Here is a 12,404-nt window from a genome sequence, read left to right as displayed (position 1 = left end):
GCATGCAAAGCATGTGTTGCAGCGCGGGTATGTTGGAAGCGTGGTTCAAAAACCGCTAGCCATCCGCGTGCGTGGCTGCTTGGGCGTTAGCAGGTCATTTTTAGTGTGTTGCATTGACCGATTGAATCCGCCTCCAATTCCAGTCGCAGGCCGCCTTAGCAACTAGTCATTTCTGATAACTGGTTTCAGGGGAGAGCAGTCGCGATACCGGAAAAGTTTCACCACCGTTCTAGCTCTTCGAAGAGTGGTGGCAGCGCCACCTTTCCTATCAGTTGCCCCTGAATCCAGCAGCAACTTATATCAGTCAGTTGGCTATTTGGCGCCTGACTTTCGGTGGCCCGCCTGAGTCAAGGTGCCTTGGCTCCCAGTGCCGGCGGCCCCGGCTTGGATCGCCTGCGTCGTGGCGACGAACCAGTGCACGAAGTTGGTAACGGTCTTGGGTCTATTGCGTCGGGTCATTACGACATAGCCCTTGTCGCCATTGGTCGCGATGTCAGACGCGACGATCAGGTCGCCACGCCGTATCTCTTCCGAAAATACGTTGACCGGGCACAGACCGATACCGTGACCCGCGATGATCGCGGTCGCAAGTAGGTTGAAGTCCTGGTAAGTGGTGCCCGCCAGTTCCTTGTTCAGCGTCAGGCCCGCCGCGCCCGCCCACTCTCGCCAGCCGTCGCGTGACGCGTCATGCAACAGTTCGGATGCAATAAGTTGCTCGGGACTCCTGAAGGGGCCGTGCTTGGTCATGAAGTGGGGACTGCACACCGGCTTGTTGATCCTGGAAAACAAGGGCTCGGTGATCACTTCCTTAGACGGATCTTCGCCATAGGTGATCAGAACGTCGAGGTTGGAGCTCGCCAGCTTTTCATCCGCGTGGGCGTATGCCACTCGAATCTCGACATCGGGAAACTCGCTGGAAAACCTGTCTAGGTTGGGCACGAGCCAGCGCGATGCGACCGACGGAATGCAGCCAACTGTGAGGCTGGCACCTTTGCTCGCAGCCTTCACGGTTTTACAGGCGTCCGCGATACCCGACAACAGCGGTGAAACGCGTACGAAAAGCTGTTCACCGGCGGTAGTCAGCTGCACACCGCGCCCTTGGCGGCGAAACAAGGGCACCCCTATCCACTCCTCAAGATTGCGCACCTGATGGCTCACCGCCGCGTGCGTCACAAATAGCTCGTCTCCGGCGCGCGACATGCTTTGGTGCCGAGCCGCCGCTTCGAAGGCTCGTACGGCGCCGAGTGAGAGCGAGGAGATGGAAATCATGTTATTTATTCTTACATATATATAGAAAAATGATCAATTGTTTTCATTGCTATCGACCCATACAGTGGAGTTGTTCTGATCAGAGTTTCAATCTAGTCAATCGCGAGAGCGATTGCCTCAGGCTGGTAATCCGGGTGACCCCGCGCAATGATCACGATACTTTTTTTCAACATTGGAGAAATACAGAATGAATCGCATTAGAAACGCAACGATTGCTGCCGTGTCCGTAGTCGTCGCTGTGGGGGGAGCATCCATGGCCGCACACGCCGATGGCACTATTGACAAGGGTGTCCTGAAAGTCGGTTCCGATCTGACGTACCCCCCTTACAACTACTTCGCTGACGGCAACAAGCCAGCGGGCTATGACGTGGAGTTGATTGCCGCGCTTTCAAAGGCGGCGGGCCTGAAGGCTGAGGTGCTGGATACCCGCTTTGAGAACCTCATCATCGGCGTGCGGGGTGGTCAGTTTGATGTCGTCGCCTCGACGCTTTATGTCAAGCCGGAGCGGGCTAAGCAGATCGACTACATCCCCTACATGAAGACCGGCGTATCGATCGCTGTCGCAATCTCTGGTAAGTATGCGTTTGCGAAGCCGGAAGATCTCTGTGGTCACGCCGTTGCATCGATTAAGGGCGCGGCCTGGCTCGAGAAACTGGCAGCCCTGAATGAGGGTGCTTGCAAGGGTAAGCCCATCGACTCGCGCGAGTTCCCGACGTCACCTGAAGCTACCCGAGCACTTCTTTCGGGCGGTGTGGATGCCCAGCTGGAAGACTCGGCTGTCTTACAGGATGCGGTGACGAAGTTGGGAGGCCGGATCAAGATCACCAGCAAGGAAAACCTCTATCCAGTAGTCGTGGGCTTGGGTGTGCGCAAGGGTAATGACGCATTGGTCGCCACGCTGCGCAAGGCTATGGCCACGTTGCAGGCCAATGGTAGCTACGACGCACTTCTGAAGAAGTACAACGTGTCCAAGCCCAGCGAAGAGGATTTCAAGGCAGCGGTTGGCGGCTGAAGCAAGTGGCCCGGTAACCCAGGCCAGCTTCATTTTTATCATGGATGAATTTAGTGGCAGGACACCCGGCTTGCCGTGTCAACCTTTGCCCGCGACTATTGAATTGGAACCATTGCGATGAGCTTCGACTGGGCCTACCTTTTAGGGCTTGCTGGCAACAAAGATTTTTGGAACGCGTCCTTGCTGGTGGCTTGGCTCAGTGTCCTGACCTGGGCCATCGGCTTAGGTTTGGGCTTTCTGATCGCCTTGGCACGGATGAATGGCCCGGCCTGGCTGCGCCAAGTGGCCGGAGCATATGTTTGGCTGTTCCGCAGCCTGCCATTGTTGGTACTGCTAATTTTCGTCTACAACCTACCGCAAATCTTTCCTAGTCTGCGGCCGGTACTCTCGAATCCATTTTGGGCTGGCCTGCTCACCCTGGTGGTTAGCGAGGCCGCCTATTTGGCCGAAATTCACCGGGGTGGTTTGCTGGCTGTGGATGTGGGACAACACGAAGCAGCGCGAGCGCTCGGCATACGCGCCTTTGGAAAATACCGACACATCGTCATTCCTCAGTCCTTGCGCGTCGCGCTGCCGTCGCTGGGCAATGAGTTCATCACGATCGTCAAGCTAACGTCGCTGGTGTCGGTGATCTCGTTAGCCGAAATTTTGCTTGTTGGCCAGCGCCTGTACACGCGCAACTTCTTGGTCATTGAGACCCTGGTGGCTGTGTCCTTCTATTACGTGTTGATCGTGACGATCTTCAGCCGTCTGCTCGATGTCGTCGAGCGCCGACTAGACGTGACACGCCGCAGTGGTGCCGAGGTGGCGCTAACAGCCACGGCTTCGAACGCTAAGGCGTCACCGAACGACAGTCAACGGAGTATTGGCGAGCCCTTGATTGAGCTGCGGGCAGTTGGAAAATCTTTCGGAGCAAAAGCCGTCCTGAAAGATATCGACCTTACGGTGCGTGCCGGTGAGGTGGTGAGCATCATCGGGCCCTCCGGGTCCGGCAAAACTACGCTGATCCGCACAATCAACTCGCTGCAGGACATCGACGCTGGCGAAATCAGGTTCAACGGTGCGCCATGGATCACGAACCAGGGCTCGTACGTTTTGGCGGACAACTTTTTTGACGCTGTCACCGGCATCGGCATGGTGTTCCAGTCTTTCAATCTGTTCCCGCACCTGACGATCCTGCGTAACGTGATGCTCGGACCACGCTATCACAGGCAGGGTACCGACGACCAGATACGTGAAACGGCGATGCGCAATCTCGAAAAGGTTGGGCTGGCGGTACATGCAGAGAAATACCCCCACCAGCTATCCGGCGGGCAGAAGCAGCGCGTCGCCATTGCGCGTGCGCTGGCCATGCAACCCAAGGTGATGCTGTTTGACGAGCCAACCTCCGCGCTCGACCCGGAGTTGGTCGGCGAAGTGCTGCAAACCATCGAGTTGCTGGCTGCGGAGGGCATGACGATGATCATCGTCACCCATGAAATGCGATTCGCCACACGCATCAGCGACCGCATCGTGATGATGGAAGACGGAAAGGTCATCGCGGACAGAAGTAAGCAGGAACTGGCAATTGAGTCCGACAGTAGCCGTATTCGCGCCTTCATGGCACACGCCGAGGGAGATTACTGTATCCCGTCAGCAGGCAGCCCGGTGTGAATCTCTGCGATACACGCCGGGGCGCACCGGACTCGACCGAACTTGCTGTGGCCGCGCGCAAGCATGTCCATGACCTCAGTCAATCACTCCCCAACATCCCAGGTAACGCTCCAAATCACTGATCAAAAGGACTCAGCATGTACAAAGACTATCCTGCCGCTTACCAGAGTGGCAAAGGCGCGGCCCTGCAGGTCGACAAATCTTTCTATGACCGTCTGCGCGAATCAAAGATGGGCCGCACTCTGGTCGAAAAATTCGAGGTGCCTATCCGCACCGGCCGTGCATGGAAGGTGCCTGCCGGCCATATATTTCGGGTAACCACCCCTGTCGGTCCGCAAGTCGGCGACTTCAACCTATGGAATGCCAACGACCCCCGCGAGCGCATGTGGGCAGCCCGCACCCGCCAGTTGCAGGGCGCCCACGTCACCATTTATGACCGCCTGTGGTCGAACCTGCCATTTTTGCGACCGATGGCCACCATCACGGACGACACGCTGGCCGACTACGGCATTGACGAACATGGTGGCCGTCTGCACGACTTGCTGGGCACCCGTTGTGACCCGTATGTGAACAAGATGCTCACCGGCGAGGACTTTCACCACCACTGCCATTCCAACCTGACTCGCGCTGTATTGCCCCACGGTCTCACCGAGTTTGACGTGCACGACGTACTGAATATCTTTCAGTGCACCGGCCTCAATCACGATGACATGTACTTCATGAAAGCCTGCCCTGCCAAACAGGGCGATTACCTGGAGTTTTTCGCCGAAATAGACCTGCTGTGCGCCCTGTCCACCTGCCCCGGCGGCGACCTGTCGCTGCCGATGTGGGGTCCTGACGCTGAAGACCCGCTCATGGTTTGCCGTCCATTGGGTGTTGAGATCTACCGCCTTGACGCCTCGCTGCTCGAAGGCTGGAAGCAACCCGAGCGTGCGGCATACGACGGCAAGCATGGCTTGCAGATTGCCAAGGCCGAGTGGGAGAAGTAACTGCGGGGTGCAGGGGCCGTCATTCGCCCCGCAGGCCTTGCACCCTGACTCGGTTTTCAGTGGGGTACAAGCACAGTTGCTTGTGAGCCAGCTTGTAAATGTTCAACCCAAGCTGCATTTGAACGGTTCTGTTGCGATGCGAGTTCCCGGCCGCAGCCGTATCCGCATGTCCGGGTGCCCGCAAGTTCGGCTTTCTGCCCCTCTTTCACTGCCTTGGCGGACTACCTGAGGTGCTTTAAATGCCGCGGCTGGCGGTGCCACGCAAGTGGTGCCCGAGCGCTATCGGGCGGTTGTCGGGCAGATGTTTGCTGCGTACTCGTGAGATTGTCCTGGCGGATGACTTCTGGTGGGACGTATGCCGTTGCGGATGTTCGGCTTAAAAGACCGGACCCGCCCGGTACTGCCCGGACCGGGCGATCTGGTGTGTCGGGAGTTTGTCGTGGAAAAGGTGGGTACGACCGTGAGGTGCAGGGTGAGCGACATGGCTTGCAGCCTGTCCTGTTCCAGCCCCTACAGCCGTCCGCCGCCTGCTGGGTGTATTGAGCCTGAGCTCTCTGAGCGCCATGCCCAGGAATTCTTCCAGCGCCGTGATCTGCCGCGACACCGCGCCCTGCGTCAGCGTCAGCTCTTGCGCGGCGCGGGTGTAGCTTTCATGCCGCGCGGCGGCATCCAGACAGGCCAGGGCCTGGAGGGAGGGGATTTTTCTGCGCATGGTGTGCGCAATATACATGTTTGGTGGTTTGTGCTGCTGCGGTATTGATAGCTGCTTGCGCAGGTAGTCTCTGCGCAAGCGTCTCATTTTGTCTAAATTCCCATCTAGCAAGACATGTGGTTTATGCATGCTACTTGTGCTTGCCCAGTGAGCTTGCTCATTCTGATGTGTGCCCAATGCATCCCGAACGTCCTTAAGGCTAAGTTAATCGGCCCTCGCAATACTGCGGCCGACCTTTCCTTTTGCGAGTGCCTGCATGCCTTCCTTTATTGCGCCGAATTCTCTGGACGCAGCCGTTCCATTGGGCACACGCTCCGAATGGCAGGGGCCCGCTGCGGCACGCGTATGGCATACCCATGTTGTGGTGTGTTTGGCGATGCTGTGTTGGTTGGCGGCCACCGCGTGGGCGCGCCCGCTGATGCTGCCTGATGAGGGGCGCTACGTAGGCGTTGCCTGGGAGATGTGGGTGTCGGGCCACTGGCTGACGCCGACACTGGATGGTTTGCCCTTTTTCCACAAGCCGCCGCTGTTTTACTGGATCACCGCCGCCTCCATGTCGGTGTTCGGCGCAAACCCCTGGGCGGCGCGCGCGGCCCCGCTGCTGGGGGCCTGGCTGGGCGCTGTTGCGCTGTATCTGTTTGCCTGGCGTTGGGTGGGGGCGGTGGCGGCACGCCGGGTGGCGCTGGCTTTGTTGGTGCAGCCGCTGTTCTTCATTGGTGGGCAGTTTGCCAATATGGACATGCTGGTTGCGGGCTGCATCACAGCGACCATTCTGGCGGCGGCGGATGCGGTGCTCTGCAAGGAGCGGGGGCTAGCTTTTGGACGGTCGTTGGTGGGGGCGTATGCGCTAGCGGGTTTGGGGTGTTTGGCCAAGGGTTTGATCGGGGTGGCGATTCCGGGTCTGGTCATCGTGGCCTGGTTGGTGGCGACTGGGCGCTGGCGCCGGCTGGGGGCATTGCTGTCATGGCCGGGGCTGGCGATTTTTGCAGCGGTGGCGGCGCCCTGGTGTGTGGCCAACCAGCTGCGGTTTCCGGAGTTTTTCCACTATTTCTTTGTGGTCCAGCACTTCCAGCGTTTCGTGGGCAGCGGCTTTAACAACGTCCAGCCGTGGTGGTTCTACGCAGGCGTGTTGGCCCTGTCCAGCCTGCCCTGGGCGCCGCTGGTGTTTCGGCGTTGGCTTGGGGGGCGTTTAGACGGGCTGCAGCGTGATCCGGTGCGCAGTTTGATGGGCATCTGGATCGCCACCGTGGTGGTGTTTTTCTCGATGCCCCAGTCCAAGCCCTTGGGCTATGTGCTGCCGGCGGTGCCGCCCCTGGCCTATTTGCTGGCCGACTGCGCCCCTGCGCTGCTGGGGGCGTCACAACGCGTGCTGCTGGACTGGCGCGCCAGCATCGCGGTTGCGGCAGCCTTGTGCTTGGGTTCGATTGCCTGGTTTGCTGCGGACCAGCCCAAGAGCACAGCGGAAATTGCTTCGGTGCTGAAGAGCCACCGTGTGCCGGGCGAGCCTGTGCTGATGCTCGGGCACTATTACTACGACGTGCCCTTCCATGCCTGGCTGTGGGATCCAGTGACGGTGGTGGACGAGTGGCATGCCCCGGGGGTGTATGCCACGGACAGCTGGCGCAGGGAGTTGGCCGACGCGGGCCAGTTCGCTCCCGCCAAGGCTGCCGCTACCCTGCTGGACACGGCACGTTTGCCGGCGGTTCTGTGCCGGGCCCCGGTCAGTTGGGTGATCGGCGAGCAACATGCGCTGGACCCGTACGCCAAGCCCAACCGGGCGCAAGCAGTTTTGACGGTGCGCGGTACTACGCTGTGGCGGGTGGAAGGGGGTTGCCCTTCAGCACGCTCCTTTGCACATTTCTCCGCACCCTGACCTGCATGCCTTGCCCGTTCTCGCAGGCACCAAACTCCACCACCAGGCCCTGCAAGGCAGCAATCCGCTGCACGATGGAGATGCCCAGGCCGCTGCCTATTTCCGTCTGCCCGCGCGGGCGGTGAAAGCGCGTGCCCAGGCTGGCCAGGTCTTCGGTGCTAAGCGGCGTGCCGGCGTTTTCCACCACCATCTCGTCCGCTGTAAACCGCAGGGCCACCAGCGTGCCTTCGGGGGCGTAGCGTGTGGCGTTGTCTAGCAGGTTGCGCAGCAGCATGGCGAGCAGGCTGCTATCGCCTTGCACGGCCAAGGCGGGCTGGCCCTCGGCGGGCCATTCGCATGCGAGTTCGATGTGCCTGCGCTCTGCCAGCGGCAGGCAGTCGCCCATGGTCTGCTCGACAATGCGTGGCCAATCTACCGGGGCGTTGAGCAGGGTCGCGTTGTCAGAGCCCAGCCGGGCCTCCACACGCGACAGGGCCAGCATCTGCATCACCAGCCGGTCGGTGCGGTCAAGGCCGGTGCTGAACCGGGCCTCGGCTTGTTCGCGCTCCGGCCCGCTGTGTGCGCGGCGCACCACATCCCATTGGGCCCGCAGTACGGCCAGCGGTGTGCGCAGCTCGTGGGCGGCATCGGCGGTGAAGCGGCGCTCGCGTTCCAGCGTGTCTTCGATGCGGACGAACAGGTGGTTCATGGCCACCAGCAGCGGCTGCAATTCTGCGGGCGCGCGCAGGGGCGACACGGGCTGCAAGTCCTGCGCATCGCGCTCTTGCAGCTCGGTGGTCAGCGTGCGTATGGGCTGCAAGGCCTGCCGCACCGCCCAGGCCATGGCGACCAGCAGAAACGGCAGCATCAACAGCCAGGGCATGAGCTGGCCAAGCGTTAAACCCGTCTCCAGTTCGCGGCGTTCAGCCACGTCCTGGCCTGCGGCCACCAGCCATTCGCCAGTGGGGGAGGGCAGGTAGTAGACCCGCCAGGCGTGGCCATTCACCTGCGCATCCACAAAGCCTGCGGCACCGCTATGGCGCTGCAGTTGCATGCCTTCGCGGTCGGTCAGTACCAGTTCGCCTTTGGCATTCCACACCGCAACAGCCAGCTGCCGAATGTCGTCTTCATCGTCTTCGTACAAGCCTTCGGCGGCGGGTTGTGTCGGCGCTTGCAGTGTGCCTGTGCGGTTGTGTCTGAGCACGGCCTGTACTTGCCGGGCCAGGCGGACCAATTCGCTGTCGTAGAGCTCATTCACCTCGTGGCGGGCATGGGAGAACGATGCCACCAGGGTCACTATCCACACCAGCGGCGCGCATACCAGCAGGTACATCAATAGGCGGCGTTGTAGGCTCATGGCTCGGCTTCTCCCGAGCCCAGGGCGTAGCCCACACCGCGCAGTGTGCGCACGATGCTGGGTGCAATTTTGCGGCGCAGGTGGTGTACGTGCACTTCCAGGGTGTTGCTCTCGGGCTCTGCGCTGTTCCAGTCGTACAGCTTTTCTTGCAAATGGGCCTTGGACAGCACGCGCTGCGGGTGCTTCAGCAGGGCTTCCAGCAGGGCCAGTTCGCGGCCTGTCAGATCGATGCTTTTGCCCTTCCAGAGCACGGCTTTGGTGGCCGGGTTGTATTCCAGTGCGCCGTGCTGCCACACCGACTGCGCGCGGCCGGATGTGCGGCGCAGCACGGCCCGCAGGCGCGCCGCCAGCTCGTCCACGGTAATGGGTTTGATGAGGTAGTCGTCGGCCCCGCTGTCCAGGCCGGTAATGCTGTGGGCCGCGCCGTCGCGGGCCGTCAGGATGAGCATGGGTACGGTAATGCCCGCGTTGCGCCAGCGCGCCAGCCAGTGCAGGCCGTCGCCGCCGGGCAGGCCCAGGTCCAGCACTACAGCGTCAAAAGTGGTGCCCGCCAGGGCAGCGTTGGCTTGCGTGCCGTCGCCAAACCAATCCACCACATGGCCCAACTGGCGCAAGCCGGCAGACAGGGCTTCGCCCAACAAAAGGTCGTCTTCGACAATCAAAATCCGCACACAAGCCTCCAAAACACTCTTGGAGTGCCGTGGCCATTATCTGGCTATTCCAGTGTGGATATGGGCCCGTTGCCGTGTACAGACCAGCCCGGCTGGTCTACGCCAAGTTCGGCAAGGTAGTGGCATGTACCAACCGGGTGCGGGGCTGCTTTGAAGGGGGGGCTGGCAGTGGGTTGGGTGCAATCTTGCCTAACGGGGGGAGGTCATGGGCATGTAATTCGTGCCGACATTGAGCCCAGTTTGAAAACATCAGGAAAATCCATCAGTTGGCCGGTGTTTCTTGAGGGGCCTCACTCGAGTACGCGCTTCTCGCCATAAATGGATTCATAGGCGATTCGGAACCGGAGGTCCTGCATCGGCCGCACGTGGCTAGCTTCCAGGAATGTGACCGCCTTGACTAATTCGACAGAATCTCCCACGGCTATTGCAACGCCTGGAGTGAGTTCGGGTACGTCAGTGACAGTCGGAAAGATTTCGTCTAAGGCATCCAGGGCCAGACGCCTGTCTTTGGAATACAGCTCATACGAACGTACGATGGCTGGGCCTGTCCCATTGTTTCGAACATAGATGACGCCATCGGCTTCACGCCGATAGAGAGTTAGCACCGGTCGGACGCTTAAACGGTTGTGCTTCCGAGCGATTGCACCTTGCCAAATGGTGGCGACCATTGCGCATAGTGCAATGACCAAGCTTGCCAGGGCGATAGGATCAAAGGCTGTAAAGGATGCAAACAAGCGGCGCCTAACGAGTGGCGTTTATATGCCGCGAGGCGCTGCAATAGGCAAGAGCGAAGTTCATATGCGGCGGCTAAACCTTGTTGGACTGAACCAACGCCCGCAATGGCCGTTGGTAGTTGGTGACGGGATTGGGGATTACTCAACCCCCCCTGCCTATGGCACAAATTATGGCGTGATTCCAGGGCCGTTTGGGTGGCTATGTCTGTGACTGCCCTCACCCCAACCCTCTCCCCTCTGGGGAGAGGGGGCCATACCGGTGCGAAAGTCCGCGCGTGTCCCCGCTTTACTCCCTCGCCCCTGTGGGGAGAGGGTTGGGGTGAGGGTCTCGCGTTCTACGCGATGCCCGGCGTAGCCGGGTCGGATGTTCGGCTGTTTGGCTGTCCGCTCCCCCGCCGTGTGGCGTCGGCGAGTAGCGCAGGGCTGGGCGGATCAGGGCCCGCGATTGTTTGAGGCCGTAGGCCGAGTTCGAGCGGGACCCCGGCCAGACCGAGCAACGCAGCGTACCGGCGCAGCCGGGCGACGACTTCGGCTCGCCTTTTCTTGCTGACTTCTTTTGGCGAAGCAAAAGAAGTTAGTCGCCTGCCGGGGCGACTACCCGGCCGAGGATGCGAATGGCGCCAACAAGCACCAAAGACTCTATAAGCCAAATCACACGCCAGCGCATGGGCATATTGAAGTGCGCACAGCACACAATTCAGTGATGGCATTGCTGCAATTTTGCTAGCTGGCAGCGCAGATTTATTCTGCGCAAGCTGCCAATTTGGCGATGGCATTGACGGGCGGTGTAGGTTTTAAACATTCATCCAGCGCATAACTGGGTGACGATTCATCGTTTGCGCCCGGGCCCCTCCTGGCTCTACCATGGGCCATACCGCGCATAACCGGTGCGCAGACCCCCCAGCATTCCCCAGGAGAACTTCCCATGGCCCACGCCGCATTCCACTGGCAAGACCCGTTCTTGCTTGACCAGCAACTGACCGACGAAGAGCGCATGGTGCGCGATGCCGCTGCGGCCTATTCGCAAGACAAGCTGCTGCCGCGCGTGCTGCAGGCCTTCCGCCACGAGACCACCGACCCGGCCATCTTCCGCGAGATGGGCGGGCTGGGCCTGCTAGGCCCGACCATCCCCGAGCAGTACGGCGGCCCCGGCCTGAACTACGTGGCCTACGGCCTGATCGCCCGCGAGGTGGAGCGCGTGGACTCGGGCTACCGCTCCATGATGAGCGTGCAAAGCTCGCTGGTGATGGTGCCCATTTATGAGTTCGGCACCGAAGCCCAGCGCCAGAAATACCTGCCCAAGCTGGCCACCGGCGAGTGGATTGGCTGCTTCGGCCTGACCGAGCCCGACCACGGCTCCGACCCCGGCTCCATGGCCACCCGCGCCCACAAGGTGGCAGGCGGCTACAAGCTCAGCGGCGCCAAGATGTGGATCAGCAACAGCCCCATCGCCGACGTGTTCGTGGTCTGGGCCAAAGAGGTGGACGCGGCCGGCAACGTCGGCCCCATCCGTGGCTTTGTGCTGGAAAAAGGCATGGCCGGCCTTAGCGCCCCGGCCATCCACGGCAAGGTCGGCCTGCGCGCCAGCATCACTGGCGAGATCGTGATGGACGGCGTGTTCTGCCCCGAAGAAAACGCCTTCCCCGAGGTACAGGGCTTGAAAGGCCCGTTCACCTGCCTGAACAGCGCCCGCTACGGCATCGCCTGGGGCGCGCTGGGCGCGGCTGAGGACTGCTGGCTGCGCGCCCGCCAGTACGTGCTGGACCGCAAGCAGTTCGGCAAACCCCTGGCCGCCAACCAGCTGATCCAGAAGAAGCTGGCCGACATGCAAACCGAAATCGCCCTGGGCCTGCAAGGCTGCCTGCGCCTGGGCCAGATGAAGGACGCGGGCACGGCGGCGGTGGAAATCACTTCCATCCTCAAGCGCAACAGCTGCGGCAAGGCGCTGGACATTGCCCGCCTGGCGCGCGACATGATGGGTGGCAACGGCATCAGCGACGAATTCGGCGTGGCCCGCCACCTGGTGAACCTGGAGGTGGTGAACACCTACGAGGGTACGCACGACATCCATGCGCTCATCCTCGGGCGCGCTCAAACGGGCATCGCAGCGTTTTAAGGATGCTGCCCACCGTTCGCCCTGAGCCTGTCGAATGGC

General features: G+C 60.9%; 9 protein-coding genes and 1 pseudogene. 5 read left to right on the top strand and 5 right to left on the bottom strand.

Annotation, left to right across the window (positions count from 1 at the left end; translation table 11 throughout):
• Positions 1 to 312: 312 nt before the first annotated feature.
• Positions 313 to 1,269 (bottom strand): LysR substrate-binding domain-containing protein, encoded by a 957-nt coding sequence (locus AC4BBN_RS19235; RefSeq protein WP_490593611.1) that lies wholly within the window; start codon positions 1,267 to 1,269, stop codon positions 313 to 315.
• 253 nt (positions 1,270 to 1,522) lie between these two features.
• On the opposite strand from AC4BBN_RS19235, the gene AC4BBN_RS19230 reads away from it, so the two are divergent.
• The 3 genes from AC4BBN_RS19230 (at position 1,523) to AC4BBN_RS19220 (ending at position 4,923) form a co-directional block, all read left to right on the top strand.
• Positions 1,523 to 2,281, top strand: a complete 759-nt coding sequence (locus tag AC4BBN_RS19230; RefSeq protein ID WP_490593610.1) for an ABC transporter substrate-binding protein — start codon at positions 1,523 to 1,525, stop codon at positions 2,279 to 2,281.
• Positions 2,282 to 2,398: 117 nt separating this feature from the next.
• Positions 2,399 to 3,934, top strand: coding sequence for an amino acid ABC transporter permease/ATP-binding protein (locus AC4BBN_RS19225; protein WP_490593609.1), 1,536 nt, complete (start codon positions 2,399 to 2,401; stop codon positions 3,932 to 3,934).
• Positions 3,935 to 4,071: 137 nt separating this feature from the next.
• A complete protein-coding gene (locus tag AC4BBN_RS19220) occupies positions 4,072 to 4,923 on the top strand; it encodes an urea carboxylase-associated family protein (protein ID WP_490593608.1) in 852 nt (283 codons plus the stop codon).
• A gap of 556 nt (positions 4,924 to 5,479) precedes the next feature.
• Here AC4BBN_RS19220 and AC4BBN_RS19215 read toward each other — a convergent pair.
• Positions 5,480 to 5,635 (bottom strand): annotated as a pseudogene (locus tag AC4BBN_RS19215) (LysR family transcriptional regulator); the annotation flags it as partial.
• A gap of 256 nt (positions 5,636 to 5,891) precedes the next feature.
• On the opposite strand from AC4BBN_RS19215, the gene AC4BBN_RS19210 reads away from it, so the two are divergent.
• Positions 5,892 to 7,508 (top strand): ArnT family glycosyltransferase, encoded by a 1,617-nt coding sequence (locus AC4BBN_RS19210; protein ID WP_490593607.1) that lies wholly within the window; start codon positions 5,892 to 5,894, stop codon positions 7,506 to 7,508.
• Here AC4BBN_RS19210 and AC4BBN_RS19205 read toward each other — a convergent pair.
• From AC4BBN_RS19205 to AC4BBN_RS19195, 3 genes are all read right to left on the bottom strand, one after another.
• On the bottom strand, positions 7,441 to 8,844 hold the full coding sequence (locus AC4BBN_RS19205) for a sensor histidine kinase N-terminal domain-containing protein (RefSeq protein WP_490593606.1): 1,404 nt from the start codon (positions 8,842 to 8,844) through the stop codon (positions 7,441 to 7,443). The genes AC4BBN_RS19210 and AC4BBN_RS19205 overlap by 68 nt on opposite strands.
• Entirely contained in the window at positions 8,841 to 9,515 is a 675-nt protein-coding gene (locus AC4BBN_RS19200) for a response regulator (protein ID WP_490593605.1), read from the bottom strand. The genes AC4BBN_RS19205 and AC4BBN_RS19200 overlap by 4 nt, the downstream gene beginning before the upstream one ends.
• Positions 9,516 to 9,805: 290 nt before the next feature.
• The gene (locus AC4BBN_RS19195) at positions 9,806 to 10,249 is read right to left on the bottom strand and encodes a hypothetical protein (RefSeq protein WP_490593604.1); all 444 of its coding nucleotides are present in this window, start codon (positions 10,247 to 10,249) and stop codon (positions 9,806 to 9,808) included.
• 925 nt (positions 10,250 to 11,174) lie between these two features.
• On the opposite strand from AC4BBN_RS19195, the gene AC4BBN_RS19190 reads away from it, so the two are divergent.
• Positions 11,175 to 12,365 (top strand): acyl-CoA dehydrogenase, encoded by a 1,191-nt coding sequence (locus tag AC4BBN_RS19190; protein ID WP_490593603.1) that lies wholly within the window; start codon positions 11,175 to 11,177, stop codon positions 12,363 to 12,365.
• Positions 12,366 to 12,404 lie beyond the last annotated feature (39 nt).

It is taken from the genome of Rhodoferax sp. SPJ21, assembly GCF_058216335.1.
This window is presented reverse-complemented; position numbering and strand designations above follow the sequence as displayed.

Excerpts from the sequence above, each read along its gene's own strand:
- AC4BBN_RS19235 (WP_490593611.1), bottom strand. The coding sequence starts at position 1,269 with ATGATTTCCATCTCCTCGCTCTCACTCGGCGCCGTACGAGCCTTCGAA.
- AC4BBN_RS19220 (WP_490593608.1), top strand. The coding sequence starts at position 4,072 with ATGTACAAAGACTATCCTGCCGCTTACCAGAGTGGCAAAGGCGCGGCC.
- AC4BBN_RS19225 (WP_490593609.1), top strand. The coding sequence starts at position 2,399 with ATGAGCTTCGACTGGGCCTACCTTTTAGGGCTTGCTGGCAACAAAGAT.
- AC4BBN_RS19205 (WP_490593606.1), bottom strand. The coding sequence starts at position 8,844 with ATGAGCCTACAACGCCGCCTATTGATGTACCTGCTGGTATGCGCGCCG.
- AC4BBN_RS19210 (WP_490593607.1), top strand. The coding sequence starts at position 5,892 with ATGCCTTCCTTTATTGCGCCGAATTCTCTGGACGCAGCCGTTCCATTG.
- AC4BBN_RS19190 (WP_490593603.1), top strand. The coding sequence starts at position 11,175 with ATGGCCCACGCCGCATTCCACTGGCAAGACCCGTTCTTGCTTGACCAG.
- AC4BBN_RS19230 (WP_490593610.1), top strand. The coding sequence starts at position 1,523 with ATGGCCGCACACGCCGATGGCACTATTGACAAGGGTGTCCTGAAAGTC.